Raw genomic sequence first — 23,966 nt, 5'->3', positions numbered from 1 at the left:
AGTTGACTTGTTTTTGATTGCTAACCTTCTTTTTGTTGTAAATATAAGGTGTTTTATTTATAAAATTGATTCATTTGTCTTGTTTTAGTTTGCTATCTCGAAATGATTTAGAACTGATTTTTAATTATTGTGACTAATATTTAATGTTTTAAAAAGTTCCGCTATCGGCAATATATGATAAAATTTAGCAAAATGAGTACCTATTTTTTGCCGATAGTGTGATTCAACTTACTTAAGGATTTGTATTTGGTTTAAAAATATTAAGACAGACTGCTTTAGCTTTTTGTTAAAAAAAAAGAAACCTCTTCTAAAATTGAACGGTTTTAAAAGTCTTGCCTTCCAATAATGATAATAATCTCTACAGGTTTATCTCCATTTATTTGATAGTAAATAGTATCAACTCCACAAACACAAGAACGATAGCCTCTTTTGATCTGGGCAGCAGATGGGAATAAATTTACACCAAAATTTTGAAACGGAAAAAAATATTATAGATGAAGTAGTTTTTTCTAGATAAATTACTTCTACATATTAAAAATGATAGTCTTAAGTTTTTGTGGCAAAATTGAAGACAATTCCACAAAATGATTATCTGTTTTTTGCAATGTATTCAGAAGGCGACATTGAAAAATGCTTTTGAAAATTTCTTCCAAAACTTGTCTGTGATTTATAACCAACCATTTCGGCGATTTCATACATTTTGTAGTTTTCATTTAAAAGTAATTCAGCAGCTCTTTTTAATCGTACAATATTGATCAGTTCATTCGGACTTAAATTCGAGATATCTTTGATTTTTCGGTATAAAGTTGAACGGCTCATGTTCATGATTTCTGCTAAAGATTCTACGCTTAAATCAGGATCCGTAATGTTCTGCAGGATCTCATCATCCAGTTTTTTTAGAAATTTTTCATCTGTTTTATTGTGCGCAATGCTTTTGATATGTGAAAGCGGAGAACTCGCATAATAGTTCATGATCTGTTTTCTGTTTTCAATCAGATTATTGACCTGAACTTTTAAATAATCCATTGAAAATGGTTTTGCGATATAGGCATCGGCACCCACTTCTAAACCATCAATTTGTGATTTAAGGGAGTTTTTAGCCGTCAATAAAATTACCGGAATGTGACTGGTTACCAGATTCGTTTTAATCTCTTTGCACATTTCAATTCCGTCCATAACCGGCATGGAAACATCGCTTATAACAAGCTGAATATTTTCGTTATGAATAATTTTTAGTGCGTTTTCTCCGTTATCAGCTTTTAAAATCGTATAGGTTGAAGTTAATTCAGAAGTAATAAAATTTAATAAATCTTCGTTGTCTTCCACCACTAAAATTTGTGCTTTTTCATTTTTGCTTTCGGTTTCAATTTTTTCAATTTTAGTCTGAACTTCTTCTTTTTCAGAATCGGTATACAACATAAATTCTTCTTTTTGATGCAATGGTACAATCAGTTCAAAAACATTGAGTTCTGAATCCGGAATCAATTGTAAATTTCCGTTGTGCAATTGTGTTAGCGAATGCGCCAGCGAAAGTCCAATTCCGGTTCCGGAAGTCGAATCCATATTATCCACTCTGAAAAACGGTTCGAAAATCTTGTCTTTTAGTTGAAACGGAATCAAATTTCCGTCGTTTTTAACTACCAAAGTCAGTTTTTTGTCATCCCTGAATAAAGATATAGAAACCTTGTCTTTAGAATATTTAATGGCGTTGCTAATTAAATTGCTCAGGATTTTTTTGAAAGCTTCCTTGTCTACAAAAGCAAAAATGTCTTTTTCACCCAGTTCTAATTCAAATTCAATTCCCTTTTCTTCAATTAAGGGACTGAATCTCAAATGTAAATTACGAACCTGAGAAGAAATATTGGCTTCCACGAAAGTGAGTTTCAATCCGCCAATTTCCGACTTTCTAAAGTCTAATAATTCGTTTACCAATTTCAATAATCGGGAAGTGTTTTTCTTCATTATGGAAAGATTCTGAGGCACTTCAGGTGATTGATGTTCCATCACCAAAAGTTTCTCCAGAGGCCCTTTTATAAGCGTTAAGGGCGTTCTGATTTCGTGGGCAACGTTCGTAAAAAAGTCAATTTTAGCCTGATAGATTTCCTTTTCTTTTTCATCATTCAGATGCTTTATTTTTCTATTATTTTTAATCTGTGTCAAATTTTGAGAATAACGAATGATATAATAAAACGAACCACAAATCAACAGAAAATAGAAAAAATAAGCATAAGAACTCGCCCAGAAAGGAGGCAGAATTACGATTTTTAGTTTCACTTCTTTGCTCCAGACACCAAAACTGTTCAATGATTTTACTTTAAATACATAATCTCCAGGAGCCAATTCTGTAAAGAAAACTTTATTGTTTCTTTCCAGATACACCCAGTCATTGTTAACGTTTTCAAGCTTATACCAATATTCTGTAAGCTCCGGTGCCGTGTAATTTAAAGAGGCAAATTCAAGATTAAATGAAGATTGATCGTTATTGAGTTCGAGTTCGTCAAGATGCGAAATGGATTGTTTTATAGGCGAATCATTTTCATTGGCGTCAATATCTTTATTATTGATTTGAAGATTTGTGATGAACATTGAAGGCGTATACTTGTTTTTGGTGAAATTCTTCGGATTGAAACTGATCATTCCGTTTAGATTTCCAAAATACATATCGCCACTTGTATCTCTAAAAGCCGAACTATAATTAAACTGATCGCTCAATAAACCATTAGCAGTGGTATATATTTTAATGTTTTTGTGATTGGGACTAAATTTTACCAAACCTTTTGAAGTAGTCAACCATAAATTTTTATTTTCATCTTCTAAAATAGAATAAATCACATTGCTCGGAAATCCGTTTTTGGTAGTGAACTTGGTAAATGTTCTCGTTTTTTTATCAAAAAGATTCAAACCATTTTCGGTTGCAAACCATAAATTTTTGTGACTGTCTTCAAAAATTGAATTGATGGAATTATTGCTAATGCCTTTACTGTTTTTATAATCGTATATAAAAACCTCTCTTTTGTGTGTTTTCGGATTATAGAAAAACAAACCGTCTCTATAACTTCCCGCCCAATAGTTTCCATCAAAGTCTTCTTTGAAATTGGTATAATGCGTAGTTTCAGGAAACATTTTTAAAGTATCAAAATTGTCATTTTGTTCATTGTAACGGTACAATCCCATTGTAGTTACGACAATCAAATCTTTATTTTTTGTTTCAGAAAACGAAAAGATAAAATTACTTCGCAATCCTGTGGACGGATCGTTTGCGCTGTAATGCTTAATTACAGCACCAGATTTTTGATCTAAAACATCTAAACCATGTTCAAAAGTTCCCACCCAGATTTTGTTTTTTCGAGGCAGCAAAGCATGAATATTATAATAGGAAACGCCATTTTTGCTTCCGTTGGGCAAATAAGAGGTGAATTTTTGTGTCTTTGGATTAAATCGGTTTAAACCGGCATCTTCTGTACCAATCCAAAAATCGCCGTAATCATCTTTATGGATTTCTCTGACTGCGCTTCCGCTGATGGAATTCTGATTTTTCTGCGGAAAATACTTTTTAAATTGTGTGTACTGTTTCTGATGATAATTAATTCCTCCAAAATAAGTTCCAATCCATATTCCGTTTTCCTTATCAATCGTAATAGAGTAGGCCGCATTGTCTGAAAGGGCATATGGATCATTGTAGTTTTTTTTGAGGTTAACGCTTTTCTTAGTTTTAAGATTATAAACGTAAACACCAGATTCACAAGCAATCCAGAGTTCTTCATTTCCTTTCTTTTTAAACTGGCGCACAAAAACGGGTTCTTTATCAGCAAACGGCAATGATGTTGTGCTTTTGTCTTTATTATTATAGACTAGCACGCCATGATCCTGAGTGCCCAGTAAAATATTGTTTTTGTCTAAAGCATAAATAACGGTAATTCTAAAGCTGGCTTTATTGGCTGGAGGACTTAACGGAATATTTTCAAACGAAAGACTTTCTTCAGAATAATGATAGATTTTATTCATTGAAGAAGCCCAAATCTCTCCGTTTTCATCTCTGGTAATCGATGTAGTAATAAAATATTTATTGGGATTAAAAGTTTTGGTTTCTTTTTTAGAAGTAGAATATTTGTACAGAATGTTTCCAGAGATAAACCAAATATTCCCCTTTTTATCATGATTGATGTCGTTTATTCTGTCGTTTATCGCCTCATTGAGTACGGTAAAGCGATCCGTTTTTTTATCATAATGATACAAACCCTTATCTGTTCCAACCCAAATAACACCTTTATATTCATGCAGAGACTGAATATAATTGCTTCCCAAACTATGAAGAGGATCAGATTGGCTGCGATAGGTTTTAAATCGGTAGCCGTCAAATCGGTTCAAGCCGTCTTTAGTACCAAACCACATAAAGCCGTCTTCATCTTGCATGGAAGTAATTACGGTGTTGTTGGAAAGCCCGTCTTCTACCTGGAAATGCTTAAAATAATATTCCTGTGAATGGATAAAATTTATCGAAAAAAAGAATAAAACTAAAAAAAGAAAGAATTTACGCATTGTTATATTTTTTAGACTAAAAATAGGATTCCTCAAATCGTGTCAATCTTCCACAAAATGTTGCAAGAGATTGAAAATTTCCAAATATTTATACAATTTGAATCATTTGAGAGAGATATTGACACAAATGAAGCATTTTGTTTTGAATTAAAATCATCTACTTTGGATTTTCAAATAAACATTATTGATAATTTTTAGGCAAAAAAAATATAGTATCAATAAAATTAGGTTTGAAAAATTACATCAACCACAATTTTCAAATTAAATGAACACATTATTACTAATGAGCAATATTAATTATTTTTTTGCTCGAATCAGAGATGATTAGAATTTTTAAAATTTAAATGTAAAACCAACCACAAAATGAAAACTATCTAAAATGAAAAATCAATGAAAACAAAGTTCACTCAAATTTTAAAGCAGAGATATTACCTCTTGTTTTTCTTTAGTTTATTATTACAACAAACGTATGCCCAAGAGCAAATTACTGTTAAAGGAACAATTACTTCAGCAAATGGAGATCCAATTCCTTTTGCTAATGTTTTAATAAAAAATACAACAAACGGTGCTGCTACCGATTTTGACGGAAAATATTCTATTGTAGCTAAATCAAACCAAACTTTGGTTTTTAGTTCGCAAGGATATAAAACCATAGAAATTGCTATTAACAATCAAACTACTGTAAATGCAACTTTAGCAGAAGATGCCATGAAGCTTGACGAAATAGTAGTTGTAGGTTATGGCTCGCAACAGAAAAAAGATCTTACAGGAGCAGTTTCTCTGGTGAAAGCAGACGAAATTTCGAAAAGACAGGTTACAACTGTTGCTGACGGATTACAAGGCTTGGTAACTGGTGTTAAAGTTCGTGGCGGCGGACGTCCGGGTCAAGAAGCGAATATTGAAATTCGTGGTCTTAAAAATCTTCAAAATACAAATCCCTTATATGTAATTGACGGATTGATTACTTCTGCAAACAGAGATTTTAACCCGAACGATATCGAAAGTATTCAGGTTTTAAAAGATGCATCTGCCGCAGCAATCTACGGTTCCCGAGCGGCAAATGGTGTAATTATCATTACAACCAAAAAAGGTAAAAAAGGACCGCTTAAGATTGAAGCTTCTGCCAAATCCAGTCTTACAACTATGCCTAGATATAATTTAATGGGAACTGAAGAATTTGCAAAATTAAATAATCAGGCCTATGATAATGCTGGATATCCGAGACAAAATCTTAATATGGCAGTAAATACAGACTGGCAGGATGCAGTTTTTAAAACCGGAATGATTCAGGATTATAATGTGAGTGCTTCTGGCGGTGGCGATAATTCAACCTTTTTTATGTCGGGAAATTATTTTGGAAATGAAGGAACTGTTGTTGGAACTGATTTTGACAGAATTTCATTCAGAGTAAATTCAAGCGGTTCAAAAGGAATTTTCAGTATTGGAGAAAATTTGGCCATCAGTAATTCAAAAACAGATGAAATATCTGGAAATCCAATTATTGATGTGTACAGAATGACTCCTACGATTCCGCTTTACGATCCTGCAAATCCAGGAGGTTATGGTTATGGAAAACAAGGTGTTGCAGATACTTTTGGTACAAATCCGTTAGCTATTGCTGATTTTGCGAATGCTGTAAATGAAAATTTTAGAATCAGAGGAAATGTGTGGTCCGAATTAAAATTAGCCTCTTGGTTAAAGTACCGTTTCAATTTTGGATATGAAACTAGTTTTGATTCGTATAAATTTTTGAGAAAAGTAGGGAACTGGACATTAAATCAGCCAGCAGATCCATCTATCATTGATCAAAATAAAGCAAGATCAGAAACGATGTTATTTGAAAATACATTGAATTTCAAGAAACAATTTGGAAAACATGATGTAACTGTTTTAGTGGGTCAAACTTTTCAAAAAGACAGATACGAGCAAATTTACGGACAAAAGAGAAATATCCCAATCAACTCAGGAACAGGACAATATTATCAGGTTTTAAATCAGGGAGATACACCGGTAGTTGGTGGTTTTATCAACGAGGCTTCTCTGGCATCTTATTTAGGAAGATTAGAGTACAATTATGATAATCGTTACCTATTCAATGCCGTGATCAGACGTGATGGATCTTCAAGATTCAGTGATGGTAATAAATGGGGAAATTTCCCTTCACTTTCTGCAGGATGGAGAATTAGCAACGAATCGTTTTTTAAATCAGACTTCATTAAAGATTTAAAATTAAGAGCGAGTTACGGAGAATTAGGTTCTGGAAATATTGGAGAGTATGAATCTAAAAGTTTCATCAATAATTTTGGACAAATTGTTTTAGGAAATGGACAAGGTACATATCCGTCTGCAACCCAAGTTAAATTATCCAATTCTCAGTTACGTTGGGAAAAATTAAAACAAACCAATATTGGATTAGATCTTGGTGTTTTAAATAATGATCTACGTCTTACAGCAGATTATTTTATTGCCCGTACAGAAGATGTATTGTTTGGTTTTCCAATTTTATTGACTACAGGAAACGACGGTGGAAACCCGATTTCAAATGCAGCAACTGTTGAAAACAAAGGTTTTGAATTAGAATTGGCTTATAGTAAAAAAATCAACGATTTCTCTTTCAACGCTTCTGTAAACTTTACAAAAGTAAACAACAAGCTGGTTTCTTTAGGTAACGGACAAAATGAAAGCATTATTGGAAACACAATGACCCGCGACGGACAACCCGTAGGAATGTGGTATGTACTGCAGACTGATGGATTATTCCAAAATCAGGATGAAATTAACAACTATAAAAATGCTGATGGAAAAGTAATTATGCCAAGTGCAGTACCTGGAGATATTCGTTTTAAAGATGTTAACGGTGACGGACAAATTACCAGTGACGACAAAGCTGTTGTTGGAAGTCCATGGCCTGAATTCGAAATGGGTCTTAATGCCGGAGCAGACTACAAAGGTTTTGATTTTTCGATGAACTGGATTGCTTCTCACGGCGCTACTGTTTACGACGGATATAGAAGTGTTGTAGACCGTTTTGACGACAATAGTAATTACAGAGCGGGCGTACAGCCCTGGACACCTGAAAACCCAAATACTGATTTTCCTAGAATTACAAAAGGTTCAACTCTTAATTCAAGAGGAGATAGTGACCGTTTCTTAGAAAGTGGTGATTTTATCAGACTTAAATACATTGGGTTTGGTTATAATTTGCCAGAAAGTGTTTTGAATAAATCTGGAATAGCAAGAGCAAGATTAACCTTATCGGCACAAAATATTATTACCATTACAAAATACAAAGGCTTAGATCCTGAGTTCAGTAATACAGGCGATAATAGAATTTTTGAAAGAGGTGTTGATAACGGATCTTTCCCGAATCTTAGAACATATTCTCTTGGTGTTGAATTTAGCTTTTAATTAAAAAAATAGGATAATGAAAAAAATAATACTAACAACCGTAGTTTTTCTAGGTCTCTTTTTTGCATCATCTTGTGAAAAGGAATTAGATCTGAACAGCCCAAATGATATCACAGTAGATCAATATTGGAAAACGGAAAGTGATGCACAAGCCGGTGTGAATTCAATTTACGCCATGTTTTATAAAGATGGTTTATGGGCAAGATGGATTTATTTCCGTCTGGATTTAACTTCTGACGAAGGATTCAGTAATAGTCCGTGGACAGAATTAGCAGACTGGACGAGATTCAATTATATCAATTATAATTTTTGGGAAGGAAATGCAGTAACATGGAGAGATACCTATAAAGCTGTTTTTAGATGCAATCAGGTATTGGCCAATGTTCCGAATATCACATTCCAAAATGAAGATGATAAAAAGAAAATTCTTGCTCAGGCAAAATTCTTCAGAGCTTTGCATTACTACTATGCAGCCATTCTTTGGGAAAATATTCCGTTGGTTCTAGAACCATCTACGCCAGCCGATTTACCACAGCAAAAAAATGTAACCGAAGTTTGGGCTCAAATTGAAAAAGATTTAAATGAGGCTTTAGCCGATTTGCCTGCTTCATGGCCTGCAGATCAAACAGGAAGACCAGATAAAGGCGCAGCAGAAGCTTTTTTGGCAAAAGCATACATGCAGCAACACAAATGGCCGGAGGCAAAAACAGCTCTTGAATATTTAATTTCTGGTCCTGGCGCGAAATACAGTTTAGCTACAAATTACAGGGACAATTTTACTGATACACATGAAAACAATTCCGAATCTGTTTTTGAAATTCAGTTTGGAGATCAAAGAAAAGGTGGAACAGGAGAAGATCAAAATGCTGCACTTTCCAGTAACCGTAGTCAGTTTTTTGCACCAAGAGGAATTGGATGGTCTGACGGTCAGGCTCGTTTCTGGTTAGTAAATGCTTTCAAACAAGAAAAAAATAAGACTGGTAATCTTGATGATCGCTTAAGATGGACTTTATTTTATCCAAATTTATTAGCCGATTTTGGAGATAAAACGTACGGTAAAAATTGGGAATGGGGTGCAGATGAAGCTTGGTTCAGAAAAGGAAGCCGTGATTATTACAGAAATAATGAAGATTATTACAGCCAGGTAAATTACAGATTGGTTCGTTATGCTGATATTTTATTGCGTTATGCAGAAGTATTAAACGAAACAGGAAATACTGCCGGAGCTTATCAATATGTAGATCAGGTGAGAGCACGTGTAAACATGAATACTTTAGCGGTTGCTCATCCTGAAATTGGAAACGATCATGATAAATTTTTAGAAAGATTAAAAACAGAAAGAGTTTTAGAATTGGCTGGCGAAAGTGTTCGTTGGGAAGATTTAAAACGTTGGGGAGATTTAGATTCTCAGGCTGCTGTTGACAAAATTTCGCTTCGTGATCCTGATTTTAAAAACTTTAAAGTAGGTAAAAATCAAAGAATGCCAATACCGCAGGTTGATGTGGATAACAATCCAAACTTAGACCAAAACCCACAATATTAAAACTATTTTTTAAGGGAATCTGATCTTCAAATCAGATTCCCTTATCATAACGAACGATTGTTCATACTTAAGAAAATTTATAATGAGAAAGATAAAACTGTATCTAACTTTAATGTTGGCTGGACTAGTATTGTTCAGCTGTGACAAAAAAAGAGAAATCTGGACAAAAGAACAAGCTAATGAATGGTACGGAAAACAACCGTGGCTGGTAGGCGCAAATTATGCTCCGAGTACAGCCATTAATCAACTGGAAATGTGGCAGGCTGACAGCTTTGATCCCAAAAGAATTGATCAGGAATTAGGCTGGGCCGAAGGTATCGGGATGAATGTAATGCGTGTTTACCTGCACGATTTATTGCACAAACAAGATGCAGAAGGGCTTTATAAAAGAATGGACACTTTCCTTGAAATTGCAGACAAACATCATATCAAAATCTTATTTGTTTTGTTTGATTCCTGCTGGGATCCGTTTCCTGCTTTAGGCAAACAAAGAGCTCCAAAACCTTTTACGCACAATTCTGGCTGGGTACAAAGTCCGGGGCAAAAAGTGCTGAAAGATTCCTTGCAATATCCTCGCTTAGAGAAATATGTAAAAGAAACGATTTCGAAATTCAAAAAAGACGATCGTATTTTAGGTTGGGATGTCTGGAACGAACCGGATAATATGACTGGGCCTTCTTATGAAAAAGTCGAAATTAAGAACAAAGCCGATTTGATTTTACCGCTTTTAAGGAAAGTTTTTGTTTGGGCAAGAGAAAGTAAGCCTTCACAACCTTTAACCTCTGGAGTTTGGGTTGGAGATTGGAGTGATCCAAAGAAAATGCTGCCAATGCATAAACTGCAAATCGAGCAGTCTGATGTTATTTCGTTTCACAATTACAACACGCCACAGGATTTTGAAAAGGTAATTAAACAATTAAAACGTTACGGAAAACCTCTGATTTGCACAGAATACATGGCCAGACCAAATGGAAGTACGTTTGAAGGATTTTTGCCAATCGCCCAAAAATACAAAGTGGGTATGATCAACTGGGGACTGGTTGACGGAAAAACACAAACAAAATTTGCCTGGGACAGCTGGACTAAAAAATACGATGCAGATCCGGAAGTTTGGTTTCACGAAGTGTTTCATACCGACGGAACGCCATACATTAAAGCTGAAACGGATTTGATTAAAAAGATGACAGCTGAGGCTAATAAGAAGAATTAGATAATTATCTAATTGGCACATTCAAATAAAACCAATAATATGATAAAACGACTATATTTCTTAGTAGCAATTCTTATCGGATTTTCTGCGAAAGCGCAACAACCAGATCCGCCGGGACAAATTAAAGGAAATGAAAAACCTAAAAATGAAGCTTATCTTTTTGCGCACATGACGCATAACGATTACGGCAGATTGTATTATTCGGTTAGTTTGGATGGTTTGCATTGGGACAATTTAAATAACGGAAAACGAGTTTTTGAAGACTATAAAGGACATCCGGATATCTGCAAAGGTCCAGATGGTAAATATTACATTGCCGGAAACACAGGCGATGACGCAAAAAGCATTAACATTTGGGTTTCAGACGATTTAATTACCTGGAAAAAACATTCAGATTATACGCCCGATTTAAAAAGCACGCCAGATTATGCGAATGCTTTGCAGCGAATTGGCGCTCCAAAATTATATTACGACGCAGCTTCTGAAAAATTCATCATGACTTGGCACACTCCGCATCTGGACGGAACAAAAGAAGATCCGGAACGTTATTGGGCAAGCCAGAGAACGTTGTATGTTCTATCTAAAGATTTAAAAACTTTTGAAGGAACTCCAAAACGTTTATTCGATTGGGATATGGGAACGATTGATGTTTTTATCCGTAAAATCGGCGATTCCTACTACGCCGTGATCAAAGATGAAACCTATCCAACTTTGTATTGGACAACCGGAAAAACCATCCGAATTGCAAAATCGAAATCGCTTTTAGGACCGTATTCTTTGCCCCAACAATCTATAAGTCCAAATTTTAGGGAAGCGCCAATGTTGATTCCTTCTCCAGATGATAAAATTTGGTACATGTATTACGAACAATATCCTGGAGTTTCTTACGGATTATCAATTGCTGATAATTTAAACGGACCATGGTTTCAGGCTTCTGGCTACACTTTTTTTGCCGATTGGGACAAATACAGTTTCCCTGAAAAAGTACGCCACGGCTGCATGGTCACCATTTCGAGAAATGAATATGATAGTTTGGTGAAGAAATTTGGCTTGACCAAAACAGAATCAAAATCTAAAAAATAAATGAAAAATATAAATAATTTTTTGCTGGGATTAATGTTCATTCCGTTGCTTTCCTGCAGTGATTCTTCAAGCGATCCAGTTGTCGATGAACCTGTTGTTGTAACACCAATTGGATCAAAACCTGCATCAGAAGGCATCAGGATAGCTTGGGATTATACAACGATGACTCAAATTTCAGATAAAAACAGTACTGAATATAATGGTTACGCCAGATTAATTCAATTAGACAGCAAAAAATTAATGTGTACTTACGAATCTGGTGGTGCCATTTTAGTCAAAATCAGCGATGATTTGGGTGCAACCTGGAGTACGCCCATAAAAGTAATTTCAGGAACGGCTGCTGTGAATATGACAACGCCGGATATTTTGCAATTAAAAGACAATTCAATTTTGATTTGTTATAATCCAAGACCTATTGCAGGCAATACAGGTGGTGCAAAATTTTCTATAAACACCATAAAAAGTATTGACGGAGGATTAACCTGGATCGAAAATAAAGTTATTTATGAAGCGACTTCCGAATTTGAAAACGGCTGTTGGGAACCTTCAGCATTGCAAATTCCGAGTGGAGAAGTACAATTGTTTTTTTCGAATGAAAATGTATATAAAAGTTCAAATGAACAAAATATTTCATTGCTGCGTTCGACTGATAATGGTGCTACTTGGTCAGGAACACCTGAAATTGTAAGTTTTAGAGCTGGAAAAAGAGACGGAATGCCATCGCCGATTCTGTTGAAAAATCAAAATGAGATTGTTTTTTCAATAGAAGATAATGGTGTCGACAATCAGTTCAAACCTTATATCATTCGAAATACAATTTCAGAAAACTGGAAACAGACCGTTGATGCAGTAAGCAATAACAGAAATTATGCTTTAGCAGAAGAAATAAATAACGCTGTGTATGCAGGGGCGCCTTATTTGGCTCAATTAAGTACAGGAGAAGTTTTAATGTCTTATCAGGGAACGGAAAACAGAGCTTCAAACGACATTAATAATGCTGAAATGAAAGTCGTTATTGGAAACAACCAGGCTAAAAATTTCGATCGCAAATCAGTTCCGTTTTTAATTGGCGCTGGAAAATCGGGTTTATGGAATAGTATTTCTGTATTAGATGACGACACCATTATCGCGCTGACTACTACAAACTCGTTTGGGAATTCCTCTCAAATCTGGATGATTAAAGGCCATGTTTTGCCTGAAATAAATGCAGTAAATGCAACCGCTGTAATTGACGGACAAAGCAACGAAGCCGAATGGAAAAAGGCAAGTCCAGTTTTCATCGGCCAAAATGGAACAACGCAGCTTGAAGCAAATTTTAGTTTTGATACGTCATTTTTATATGTTTTTGCAAAAGTAAAAGACAGCGAGATTATTAATGTAAGCAATGTTGCCGATAGCGACGGTTTTAATCTGTATTTAGATCCTAAAAACCAGAATTTAATAGCACCTGGAAATTCAATTTTTAAATTGGAATTTGGACAGACAGCCACATTTTCAATCTCCGAAGGCGAAAACAGTACATGGAAAAAATCAGATAAAACGAAGGAAATTGTTTCAACAACAATAAAAACTGCAAATGGTTATCAGATTGAAGCTAAAATTCCGTGGAATTTATTAGGAGGAATGCCTGCCAAGCAAACGAGAATAGGCTGCAATATAGAATTAAGATCAAAAGGAGCAAGCAGTTATTTGGAAAATATTTCGAGCAATGTCGCTGACAAACCTTATTCGTGGTCGAGCATCAAATTGAAATAAGCATTAAAATATACGTGAACTAAAGTTCACATAAAGATTGGTTAGTTAAGTTAGTTTGTAATTGCCAGGCTATGTGGAGATGGCCTGGTAATTTATTTAAAAATTTAAAAACAGAAAAAATTATAATGAAAAACAAAATAATAGTGCTTCTTTTCCTGTTTTTAGGATATATAACAAATGCACAATGGAAGCCTCAGGGAGATAAAATCAAAACAAAATGGGCAGCACAGGTTGATCCGAACAAAACCTTACCTGAGTATCCCCGTCCGATTATGGAGCGTCGCCAATGGAAAAATTTGAATGGTTTGTGGAATTATGCCATTCAGGATTTAGGAAAAACGGCACCTTCAAAATATGATGGGCAAATTCTGGTTCCGTTTGCGGTTGAATCAAGCTTATCCGGCGTTATGAAACAAGTAGGAGCAGAGAAGGAACTTTGGTATTCCACCACTTTCAGCATAGATTCAGGCTGGAAAAAGAAAAACATTTTATTGCATTTTGGTGCTGTTGACTGGAAAACGGAAGTTTGGATAAACAACGTAAAAGTTGGCTCACACACAGGTGGTTATACTCCGTTTTCATTTGATATTACTCCTTTTGTTAAAAAAGGCAAAAATCAAAAACTGGTGGTAAAAGTTTGGGATCCTTCAAACGATGGACCACAACCAAGAGGCAAACAAGTTAAAAATCCGGAAGGAATCTGGTACACGCCCGTTACCGGAATTTGGCAAACGGTTTGGATCGAACCTGTAAACAAAAAAAGCATTACCAATTTAAAAACAACTCCAAATGTTGATCAAAATTCTATTAGCATAAAAGCTGATGTTGTTGGGGCGCAAGAAGGAGATATTATTGAAATTACTGTTTTTGACGGAGGAAAAGAAATCGCCAATGAAAAAGCAGTCGTCGGAGAAAATTTAGACATTACTTTAAATAATCTGAAATTATGGTCGCCGGAAAGTCCGTTTTTATATCAGACAAAAATCAGTTTAATCAGCAATGATAAAGTGATTGACGAAGTAAAAAGCTATTTTGCTATGCGAAAAATTTCATCAAAACGAGATGAATTTGGTATTATCAGAATGCAATTGAACAACAAAGATTATTTCCAGTTCGGCCCATTGGATCAGGGTTGGTGGCCGGATGGATTATATACAGCGCCAACAGACGAAGCTTTGAAATATGATATTATTAAAACAAAAGAATTAGGTTTTAATATGATTCGCAAACACGTAAAAGTAGAGCCGGAGCGCTGGTATACACATTGTGACGAATTAGGAATTTTGGTTTGGCAAGATATGCCAAGCGGCGACGAACAGCCAACCTGGCAAAACAAAACCTATTTTGAAGGAAACGAATTAAAAAGAACTGCAAAGTCTGAAGAAATTTATAAAAAGGAATGGGCAGCAATCATGGATCATTTGTATTCGTATCCAAGTATTGTCGTTTGGGTTCCGTTTAACGAAGCCTGGGGACAATTTAAAACAGTTGAAATTACAGAATGGACCAAAAATCATGATCCAAGCCGCTTAACAAATTCTTCAAGCGGAGGAAACCACTTCCAGACTGGAGATATTTTAGATTTGCACAATTATCCGGGACCGGAAATGTATTTATATGATGCAAGAAGAGTCACAGTTTTAGGCGAATATGGCGGAATAGGTTTGCCTCTTGAAGGACACTTATGGCGTGCCAATGACAATTGGGGATACGTAAAATTCAAAAATGAAAATGAAGTTACAGCAGAATATATCAAGTATGCACAAATTTTAAAAAACTACGTAAAATCAGGATTTTCGGCAGCGGTTTACACACAAACAACAGATGTTGAAGGTGAAGTAAACGGCTTTATGACCTACGATAGAAAAGTGGATAAAATGGACTTTAAAAAGGTTAAGGACATTAATACAGAAGTCATTAATGCCTTAAATCATAAATAAGTTTTAAACACATAGAAACATAGGATTTAGTGTTGAAAAAAGGAGATAAAAGAAACTAGTTTCCACACATAGCTGAGGGTGTTTCTACGTGAAGTAGCTTTGTCAAAGTTTAAAACTTTGACAAAGCTTACCGTAAAGCTATGTTTTTTCAAAAAAGTAAAACGCCTTTACAGACAAAGAAAAACTATGTCTATATGTGTTAAAAAAACACGCCAAAAAATAAAAATTAAAATTAAAATGAAAAAGTACCTAATTCTCTTTTTGCTGATGATTGTTTCTGCTGGATTTTCACAGCAAAAAACATTCTCAAATCCAATTTTACTTTCGGGTGCAGACCCTTACAGTACATATTATAAAGGTTTTTATTATTATACAAATACTTTAGGGAACAGATTGGTTTTGTGGAAAACAAAAGACTTATCTGATTTAAAAAATGCTGAAAGTAAAACGATTTGGGAAGCTCCAAAAGGAACGGATTATTCGGCAGAAATCTGGGCGCCGGAATTTCATATCATCAACGGAAAATGGTATGCGTATTTCGCTGCAGATAATGGGGATAACAATACACACAGAATGTATGTTTTGGAAAATAAAACCTCAGATCCGTTTAAAGGAAAATGGGACTTTAAGGGAAAAATTGCTGCAAAAACAGACAAATGGGCGATTGACGGAAACGTATTTGAATATAAAAAACAGCTGTACATGATTTGGGCAGGCTGGGCAGGCGACACAAATGGGCAGCAGAATATTTACATCGCCAAAATGAAAAATCCACTTGGAATTGAAGGCGATCGTGTTTTGATTTCGTCACCAACACACGGATGGGAAACCCACGGAGCATTGAATGATCCGGTTAATCCGCCTCAGGTAAATGTGAATGAAGGTCCGCAATTTTTACAAAAGGGAGATAAAATTTTTATAGTGTTTTCGGCCAGTGGTTGCTGGACAGATTTCTATGCTTTAGGATTATTAACTTTTAAAGGAGGAAACGATTTATTGAATGCTTCAGCCTGGGAAAAAGCTGCAGAACCAATTTTCAAACAATCGGACAAAAATAAAGTTTATGCTCCGGGGCATAATTCGTTTTTTAAATCTCCAGACGGAAAAGAAGACTGGATTTTATATCACGCCAATTCAAATCCGGGTGAGGGATGCGGAAATCAAAGATCACCAAGAATGCAAAAAATCAATTGGGATGCAAATGGTCTTCCGGTTTTGGGAGAACCTGTAAGCGAAGAAACAAAATTGGCTATTCCATCAAAATAATAAATAAAAATATGAACCAGAGGATGAGATTGCTTTCGCCCCGGCGAACAAATCTTCCTCGCAATGACATAAAAATGAAAAATATTCAAATAGCAGCGGTTGTTTTGCTGGCGCTTTTTCAATTTAGTTGTAAAGACAATAAAAAGGAAGTGAAACCTTCTGAAACAACATCAGAAATAAAAACAGATTCGGTTAAAGCCATTTTAGCAAATAAAAATTTCGACACCATAATGGAAGGCAAAAAAGTCAATTTGTATTGGATAGAAAATAAAGGCATAAAAGCTGCTTTTACCAATTACGGAGGAAGATTAATTGGACTTTGGGTTGCTGATAAAAACGGAAAACAAACGGATGTTGTAGTGGGAATGAACAGCGCAAAAGGTTTTAAGACTTCGACCGAGCCTTATTTTGGCGCAACAATCGGACGTGTTGGAAATCGTATCGCGAAAGGTCAGTTTACTTTAGAAGGAAAAAAATATCAGGTGCCTTTGAATAATGGCAAAAATGCTTTGCATGGCGGTATAAAAGGTTTTCAGGATGTGGTTTGGGATGTCAGTAAAACGAATGAAAACACATTGGTTTTTAGTTATGTTTCACCCTATGGAGAACAAGGTTTTCCCGGAAATTTAACGGTTAAAGTGACTTATACGCTTGAAGCAGATCAAACCATAAAAATGGAATATGAAGCCACGACAGATAAGACCACTTTAGTGAATTTGACCAATCATGCCTTTTTTAATTTGAATGGAGAAGGAAGTGGCTCAATATTAAATCACGAGCTTCAGATTTATGCGAATGAATTTACTCCGGTTGATGAAGGTTTGATTCCGTCAGGCGAATTAAAACCGGTTCAAAATACACCTTTTGATTTTACTTCAAAACACACCATTGGCGAACGAATTGAAACCAAAGACGAGCAGTTAAAATTCGGAAAAGGCTACGATCATAATTATGTTTTAAACGGATCTAAGAAAAACGGACTGAATCATGCCGCCACAATTTCGGGAGATAAATCAGGAATTACGCTGGATATTTATACACAAGAACCTGGATTACAATTCTACAGCGGAAACTTCATGCAATCTAAAAACACCTTTAAATCGGGTGCAAAAGATGATTTCAGAACTGCTTTTGCTTTAGAAACACAACATTTTCCAGATGCTCCAAATCAGCCAAAATTTGCACCGATAGTTTTAAAGCCAGGACAAAAATATCATACGGTTTCTTATTATCAGTTTTCGGCTAAATAATCATTTATCAATTTAAGATTATGAATGTTGTTCAAAAATATTACTGTTTTTTAATTACAGTTTTAAGCTTAACAGGATTAGAATCGAATGCACAACAAAACACATTTGTAAATCCGGTTTATAATAAAGATTTTGCAGATCCCACTGTGATTAAAGCGGCTGATGGCTATTATTATGCTTATGGAACCAATACAGTTTTAGACGGAAAAAATATTCATATTCAGGTTCTAAAATCTAAAAACTTGGTTGATTGGATTTTTATTGGAGATGCACTTCCTACAAAACCAAAATGGGCAGACAAAGATTTTTGGGCGCCGCATGTTTTGTACGATGCCAAATTGAAAACGTATTTTTTATATTATTCCGGAGAATCTGATAGTAAGGAAGGGAAGTGTTTAGGCGTTGCAACTTCAAAATTACCAAGTGGACCTTTTATCGATAAAGGAGAACCTTTGCTTTGCGGAAATGGTTTCATCAATATTGATCCAATGGCTTTTGATGATCCAAAAACAGGAAAAAAATTACTGTATTGGGGTTCTGGTTTTGAAGCTTTAAAAGTACGGGAACTTTCAGAAGATCGTTTGAGTTTTAAAACAGCAAGCAGCGTCAAAAAATTAGTTAATCAGATTATCAATAATGATCCGTCCAATTATCAAAATTTAGTTGAAGGAAGCTGGGTCACGTTTCATGACGGATTTTATTATCTGTATTATTCAGGTGATAATTGCTGTGGCGAAAAAGCCCATTATGCTGTTATGGTTGCCCGATCTAAAAATGCCGAAGGACCTTTTGAAACTTTGGCAGAAGCCGAAAAAACTTCAAACAGTGTAATTTTAAACAAGAATGATCAATGGATTGCGCCAGGACATAATTCAGTTGTAACCGATGAAAAAGGTCAGGAATGGATGGTTTATCATGCGATAGACTCAAAAAATCCAAATGGAGGACGCATTGTTCTGATTGATAAAATAAGCTATAAAAACGGATGGCCGATTGTAAATTCAGGAACGCCATCAAGTACAAATATGCTAAAACCTATAATAAAATGAGAAAAATATTAACGATGCTTAGTTCGCTGTGTATTTTCGTTTGTTGTTCGCAGGAAAATAATGCTTCAAAGACAACAGAACCGCAACTAAAAAATATTCTTTTAGCAGATCCAACAATCTTTTATGAGAACGGAAACTATTATTTATACGGCACTACTGGCGGTGACACGCCGTTAAACGGGCAAGGATTTATGGTATATACTTCGACAGATTTAAAAAAATGGAATGGTCCGGCAGGTTCTCAAAATGGACTGGCTTTGAAAAAAGGGGATTCTTTTGGCGATAAAGGATTTTGGGCGCCTCAGGTTTTAAAGTGTAAAAACATTTTTTATATGATTTATACGGCTAACGAAAATATTGCCATTGCGAGCAGTAATAGTCCGTTAGGGCCATTTAAAAACGAATCTCAAAAACCAATTATCGAAACAGGAAATCAAATTGATCCATTTATTTTTATTGATGAAGATGGAAAAAAATATTTGTATCATGTGCGATTAACAAACGGAAATCGAATTTTTGTTGCCGAAATAAACGATGATCTTCAAAGTATTAAACCAGAAACTTTGACGGAATGTATTTCCGGAACTTTACCTTGGGAAAACACACAAAATGTACCCTGGCCAGTTACAGAAGGGCCAACGGTGCTAAAACACGTTGGTCTGTATTATTTAATTTATTCGGCGAATGATTTTAGAAATCCTGATTATGCCGTTGGTTATGCAACAAGCAAAAGTCCGTACGGGCCTTGGGAAAAGGCAGTTGAAAGCCCAATTATTAGCAGAAAAAATGTAAAACAAAATGGTATTGGCCATGGTGATGTTTTTTGGGATAAAAACAAAAAAATGCATTATGTTTTACATACACATTTTAACGAAAGCACTGTTTCACCAAGGAAAACAGGAATAATTTTTATCGATTTTATTGACGATAAAATAAAAGTTGATAGTAAAAGTTTCAGATTTTTAAATTTGGAATAATCTTTTTATAAATTAAAAAGGTGACTATTTTTTTAACTTCATATTTGTTAATTAGATAACTTCTTGTTTTATTAATCAAAAAATGGATGAATGTTTGTTCATTTAAATATTATTAAGGCAAACCGTTTTGATATAATTGTTTTTAACATTAGGCCCCGATATTGCTTCTGGTAATTGAAGCACCTGTTGTTATTTCTATTCAAGGGATAAATGGAAATCTTTGAAACCAAAAAAGGCTTCTAAACAATCAAAATAATGTACTGCCTATACGGATGTTTGCGAGATTGAGTTTTAGTAGTTTATTGCCGAAGATAGGCTAGTAAAGGACTCTAAGTTTCGAACCTAAACTTGTTAGAGCTTGATTTTTCTGAATTTATAGTTTCCAAAAATAGCATTTGCCACGATTCTGCCACAAAACTCAAAGTATCGCTTTTTGTCTTAAGTAATGATATATAATATTGTATATTATGTGTACTTCAGCATTTTATCCTAATAGTACAAACCTAATTTCTGGAAATGAAATTAGCAAGTACATATAAAAGAAAAGACTAAAAACAGTAACCATTTTGTAAGGACAAATAATTCTGGTGTCAAATTAAACAACAATAACAAATTCATCGATATGAAGCTGAATGTAGCGTTTAATTTTATCAGCTTCCACATTCATAATTTTAAAGAACCCATTATCTAAAATATTAAACTCGGGATAATGATTATATATTTCAAAAATTTCGTGAGTAGTTATTGCTGTTTCAATTTCGATTTTCTTTAGAAAGTATATTTTTCTGGCCTGATCAATAATTGCTGCCAATTCTATTGCTCCCCATTTTTTTAATGTTTCAGAGAATTTGAATTCAAAAATGTAATTGCAGTGACTATTTTTGATTAGTTCTAAAAAACCGCCAGTTGTAATTTCACCATATAATATATTAAAAGCCATTAAGGTACGCTGTGCATCGGTAAGATCATGCTCTTCTATTTGGTTATCCAAAAGTTTATAATATTTAGAAATTAACTTAAAGAATAAATCCCATGTATCATCATTTATTAATTCTTCAATGTTAATGTGCGGTAATGTTTTTTTATCTGTTTTGTTTATATAAAATGTGTCTTTATCTTGTTTCATCATCGTTCGCATTACATATTTTAATAATACCTAGCAAAATTCTTATTTGTATACTCAAATATAATTAAATATTTGAGAGTATAATTATGGTTTTGTTTGTTTAACTAACTCAAAATAAATTTAATAAATTATATTTATTACTCTTTACCTTAATATTCAATAATTATTTATAAAGCCATTTATTCCTTTTTTACTTTGCTGGACAGACCTAATTCTTTCATATATTCATATACTGTGCTGCATGATATTTTATATCCCGCATTTTGGAGTTCTTTTGTAATTCTTGTACATCCATAACGCTCTTTAAAAGCAAAGAATATATATGTTATTTCTTTCTGTATTAGGCTTTTTCTTTTTTGCCTCTCTGTAATATATCCGCTCTTCCATCGTCTATAAGTACATCTGTGAATATCTAAAACTTCGCACATTAATCTAATAGAATATAGTTTTTCGTTGCTTGCCATGAAACAAAAAACCATGTGTCTCCCTTGATGAAGATATTTTCCGGCACTTTTTAAAATTTTAAATTTCAGATCTGATTTTTTAGTTTTTTTTTCAAACTCCTGAATTTTTTGTTTTTCAATATTCACCTTGACGTAGTTGTTTTCTGAGGTATCCCCAGTATTGAATTTTGCATATTCCCGACGCCAAGTGCTTAATGCGGCTGTATATATGCCCAGTTCCTTTTCTAGTTTTGCTAAACTTGTACTGTGTCTCTCATAACTCAAAAGCACTGCTTTTTCTTTGAAAGCAAAATCATATTTTTTTGGAGTTTTTCTCTTGATCATACTTAAATTTTATAAGAAGCTATGTCATTTTTATTATTGAAGAGCCAGTAAATTTTACATTTAATTAAAAAAATTACCATGGGGATTTCATATCTCTGTTTGTATTAAACTGCTCTATTGTTTTATAATTTAATGCAGAATGCATTCTGTTTTTGTTATACCAATTTTCGATAAATTCAAATATTTCCCCTCTCATGAGCTTTTGATTAATCAGTTCGCTTTTTCGATAGATTAGTTCCCTTTTTAATGAATTGAAAAAACTCTCGCAAACTGCATTGTCTATACTATTGCCCTTACGGCTCATACTTCTTATGCACTGGTAAGAATTGAGTTTACTCGTAAATGCTTTGTTGGCATATTGAACACCTCTGTCGGAGTGAAAAATTAATCCTTTTGAAACTGTACGGTTAACTATAGCCATCTCCCAGGCAGCTAAAGTAGTTCTCAAGGTGGAGAGGCGGGTACCTAAACTCCAGCCAATTATTTTCCTGTCATATAAGTCCATAATTATTGTAAGGTATAAAAAGCCTTTTTTAGTTTGAATATAGGTAATATCAGATACCCAGATTTTAGAGGGGGAATTTACTGTAAAGGCTCTATTTAGAACATTTGGAGAAATATAATGAGTATGTTTGGAATCGGTTGTTACTTTAAATTTTCTTTTTGCAATCTTACGCAATCCCAATTGTTTCATATATGTATTGACCATTCTGGGAGATATTGTATAGCCTTGAGCACTTAGTTCCTTTATAATTTTAGCTCTTCCGTAATATTTCTTATAATGTAAAAATATTGCTGCGATATTTTCTTTTAACAGAGCTATCTGCTGCTGTTTTTTTGGAATCCCTTTATATTTCCATGTAATATATGTTCCATTACATACGTTAAGCACTTTGCACATTTTGGCTATTGGATACTTTTTTTCGTTACTTTTAATGAATTGATAAAGCGCTAATTTTCCACTACAAAGATGCGGAGATGCATTTTTTAAAATCTCATACCGGAGTGCTGATTCTTTGGCTTTTTTTTCAAGCCCATAGGTAAATATGTCCTCAGGATGGACTCTTGCGTAACCGGATCCCAGAAAACTTCCAGCACCAAATCTCTGATATGTCTTGCGCCAACTGGTTAGAAGGCAAGGCGATATTCCGAGCTCATCTGCAAATTCTTTAAGACTACTTCTCTCAAAACTTAACTTTACGGCATCTATTTTGAAAATGCAATCGTATTTTTTGCGTTTTTCTGTCATAATTGAATACTTGTTGTTGTTTTAACTATCTGTCTTCCAATGTAGTAAATTAGTTTCTGTTTGAACAGTATTTGAAGATCTAAATTGATGGAACTTTATTTTCTTGAAGAGTATATTTTGTATTTTGATATTGGAGATAATTATTCTTTGTGGCTGCCCAATTTACAAATCCCAAAGTATTCGATTTTGTAGTTTTTCTATTAGGTGAGATTCTGTGGCTTTCCGGCGTTTTATAAATACTGTTAAGCAGATAGTTTACATTAAAAAACACTAATGAGAAATTAGTCTTTTTTTGTTTCGAGGATGTTATAAAGTTTCGAGCCTAAACCTTAAAGCCCTTGTCAGTATTGATTTTATAGTTTTGAAAGATTTTTCAGCCATGATTTTGCTGTAATAACTAACAATATTAATAATAGTTAAGACCAGCTTGACATCCTTAACTTTTTGTAGCAAATTAGTGAGCAATTCGATTATGTATGTTTTTTTAAAATATAGTGTTTTGAAAAATCACATAATGATATGGATTTGGGTGAATATTTCATAAATACAGTGCTTTTTTTTAGGGTATTTTTGTTTAAAAAATATTAATACAGGAAAATACTTTCAAATAATTATAAAATTCCAATATCTAAATTTACTGTTATCAGAAAGTTAAGAAAAAGTATTGAAAAAGATTGTGAAAAATCGGCAGAAAGTCTTGTAAATGCTGATTAACTGTGTACTTTTGCACCCGCTTTGAGAGACAAGCGAAACAAAAAGAAACACACGTTCGTAGACATATTG

Annotated in this window: 14 protein-coding genes; 10 read left to right on the top strand and 4 right to left on the bottom strand. The window is 34.2% G+C overall.

Features of this window, described 5'->3' with window-relative positions; genetic code table 11:
* Positions 1-588: 588 nt before the first annotated feature.
* Positions 589-4,539: a hybrid sensor histidine kinase/response regulator transcription factor gene (locus B0A65_RS18135; RefSeq protein ID WP_074663853.1), complete on the bottom strand. Its 3,951-nt coding sequence runs from the start codon at positions 4,537-4,539 to the stop codon at positions 589-591.
* Between the two features lie 390 nt (positions 4,540-4,929).
* Here B0A65_RS18135 and B0A65_RS18130 point away from each other — a divergent pair, with 390 nt between their 5' ends.
* The 10 genes from B0A65_RS18130 (at position 4,930) to B0A65_RS18085 (ending at position 20,020) form a co-directional block, all read left to right on the top strand.
* A complete protein-coding gene (locus tag B0A65_RS18130) occupies positions 4,930-7,947 on the top strand; it encodes a SusC/RagA family TonB-linked outer membrane protein (protein WP_074663849.1) in 3,018 nt (1,005 codons plus the stop codon).
* Between the two features lie 16 nt (positions 7,948-7,963).
* Positions 7,964-9,490 carry a RagB/SusD family nutrient uptake outer membrane protein gene (locus B0A65_RS18125; protein ID WP_074663846.1) on the top strand — a complete coding sequence of 509 codons (1,527 nt, stop codon included), beginning with the start codon at positions 7,964-7,966 and terminating at the stop codon, positions 9,488-9,490.
* A gap of 82 nt (positions 9,491-9,572) precedes the next feature.
* Positions 9,573-10,700 (top strand): cellulase family glycosylhydrolase, encoded by a 1,128-nt coding sequence (locus B0A65_RS18120; RefSeq protein ID WP_074663844.1) that lies wholly within the window; start codon positions 9,573-9,575, stop codon positions 10,698-10,700.
* Positions 10,701-10,739: 39 nt separating this feature from the next.
* Positions 10,740-11,783: a glycoside hydrolase family 43 protein gene (locus tag B0A65_RS18115; RefSeq protein ID WP_074663842.1), complete on the top strand. Its 1,044-nt coding sequence runs from the start codon at positions 10,740-10,742 to the stop codon at positions 11,781-11,783.
* Positions 11,784-13,538 carry a sugar-binding protein gene (locus B0A65_RS18110; protein ID WP_074663839.1) on the top strand — a complete coding sequence of 585 codons (1,755 nt, stop codon included), beginning with the start codon at positions 11,784-11,786 and terminating at the stop codon, positions 13,536-13,538.
* 125 nt (positions 13,539-13,663) lie between these two features.
* Complete coding sequence (locus B0A65_RS18105) at positions 13,664-15,478, top strand: glycoside hydrolase family 2 protein (RefSeq protein WP_074663915.1); 1,815 nt, start codon at positions 13,664-13,666, stop codon at positions 15,476-15,478.
* A 237-nt stretch (positions 15,479-15,715) separates the two neighbouring features.
* Complete coding sequence (locus tag B0A65_RS18100) at positions 15,716-16,744, top strand: glycoside hydrolase family 43 protein (RefSeq protein WP_074663912.1); 1,029 nt, start codon at positions 15,716-15,718, stop codon at positions 16,742-16,744.
* 74 nt (positions 16,745-16,818) lie between these two features.
* Complete coding sequence (locus B0A65_RS18095) at positions 16,819-17,994, top strand: aldose epimerase family protein (RefSeq protein ID WP_074663837.1); 1,176 nt, start codon at positions 16,819-16,821, stop codon at positions 17,992-17,994.
* Positions 17,995-18,014: 20 nt separating this feature from the next.
* A complete protein-coding gene (locus B0A65_RS18090; RefSeq protein WP_074663834.1) occupies positions 18,015-19,043 on the top strand; it encodes a glycoside hydrolase family 43 protein in 1,029 nt (342 codons plus the stop codon).
* Complete coding sequence (locus B0A65_RS18085; protein ID WP_083370538.1) at positions 19,040-20,020, top strand: glycoside hydrolase family 43 protein; 981 nt, start codon at positions 19,040-19,042, stop codon at positions 20,018-20,020. Before B0A65_RS18090 ends, B0A65_RS18085 begins: the two co-directional genes overlap by 4 nt.
* Positions 20,021-20,615: 595 nt before the next feature.
* Here the strand turns inward: B0A65_RS18085 and B0A65_RS18080 are convergent.
* From B0A65_RS18080 to B0A65_RS18070, 3 genes are all read right to left on the bottom strand, one after another.
* Positions 20,616-21,149, bottom strand: coding sequence for a DMP19 family protein (locus tag B0A65_RS18080; protein WP_074663831.1), 534 nt, complete (start codon positions 21,147-21,149; stop codon positions 20,616-20,618).
* 176 nt (positions 21,150-21,325) lie between these two features.
* The gene (locus B0A65_RS18075; protein ID WP_074663828.1) at positions 21,326-21,934 is read right to left on the bottom strand and encodes an IS3 family transposase; all 609 of its coding nucleotides are present in this window, start codon (positions 21,932-21,934) and stop codon (positions 21,326-21,328) included.
* A 73-nt stretch (positions 21,935-22,007) separates the two neighbouring features.
* On the bottom strand, positions 22,008-23,183 hold the full coding sequence (locus tag B0A65_RS18070; RefSeq protein WP_074663826.1) for an IS3 family transposase: 1,176 nt from the start codon (positions 23,181-23,183) through the stop codon (positions 22,008-22,010).
* Positions 23,184-23,966 lie beyond the last annotated feature (783 nt).

Origin of the sequence: Flavobacterium frigidimaris (genome assembly GCF_002217275.1) — a bacterium.
Classification (GTDB): Bacteria; Bacteroidota; Bacteroidia; order Flavobacteriales; family Flavobacteriaceae; genus Flavobacterium; species Flavobacterium aquidurense.
Note: the sequence above shows the minus strand (reverse complement) of the source record. Positions and strands in the feature narration are given on the sequence as shown.

Excerpts from the sequence above, each read along its gene's own strand:
- B0A65_RS18080 (WP_074663831.1), bottom strand. The coding sequence starts at position 21,149 with ATGATGAAACAAGATAAAGACACATTTTATATAAACAAAACAGATAAA.
- B0A65_RS18110 (WP_074663839.1), top strand. The coding sequence starts at position 11,784 with ATGAAAAATATAAATAATTTTTTGCTGGGATTAATGTTCATTCCGTTG.
- B0A65_RS18070 (WP_074663826.1), bottom strand. The coding sequence starts at position 23,183 with ATGACAGAAAAACGCAAAAAATACGATTGCATTTTCAAAATAGATGCC.
- B0A65_RS18095 (WP_074663837.1), top strand. The coding sequence starts at position 16,819 with ATGAAAAATATTCAAATAGCAGCGGTTGTTTTGCTGGCGCTTTTTCAA.
- B0A65_RS18075 (WP_074663828.1), bottom strand. The coding sequence starts at position 21,934 with ATGATCAAGAGAAAAACTCCAAAAAAATATGATTTTGCTTTCAAAGAA.
- B0A65_RS18130 (WP_074663849.1), top strand. The coding sequence starts at position 4,930 with ATGAAAACAAAGTTCACTCAAATTTTAAAGCAGAGATATTACCTCTTG.
- B0A65_RS18120 (WP_074663844.1), top strand. The coding sequence starts at position 9,573 with ATGAGAAAGATAAAACTGTATCTAACTTTAATGTTGGCTGGACTAGTA.
- B0A65_RS18115 (WP_074663842.1), top strand. The coding sequence starts at position 10,740 with ATGATAAAACGACTATATTTCTTAGTAGCAATTCTTATCGGATTTTCT.
- B0A65_RS18090 (WP_074663834.1), top strand. The coding sequence starts at position 18,015 with ATGAATGTTGTTCAAAAATATTACTGTTTTTTAATTACAGTTTTAAGC.
- B0A65_RS18105 (WP_074663915.1), top strand. The coding sequence starts at position 13,664 with ATGAAAAACAAAATAATAGTGCTTCTTTTCCTGTTTTTAGGATATATA.
- B0A65_RS18125 (WP_074663846.1), top strand. The coding sequence starts at position 7,964 with ATGAAAAAAATAATACTAACAACCGTAGTTTTTCTAGGTCTCTTTTTT.
- B0A65_RS18100 (WP_074663912.1), top strand. The coding sequence starts at position 15,716 with ATGAAAAAGTACCTAATTCTCTTTTTGCTGATGATTGTTTCTGCTGGA.
- B0A65_RS18085 (WP_083370538.1), top strand. The coding sequence starts at position 19,040 with ATGAGAAAAATATTAACGATGCTTAGTTCGCTGTGTATTTTCGTTTGT.
- B0A65_RS18135 (WP_074663853.1), bottom strand. The coding sequence starts at position 4,539 with ATGCGTAAATTCTTTCTTTTTTTAGTTTTATTCTTTTTTTCGATAAAT.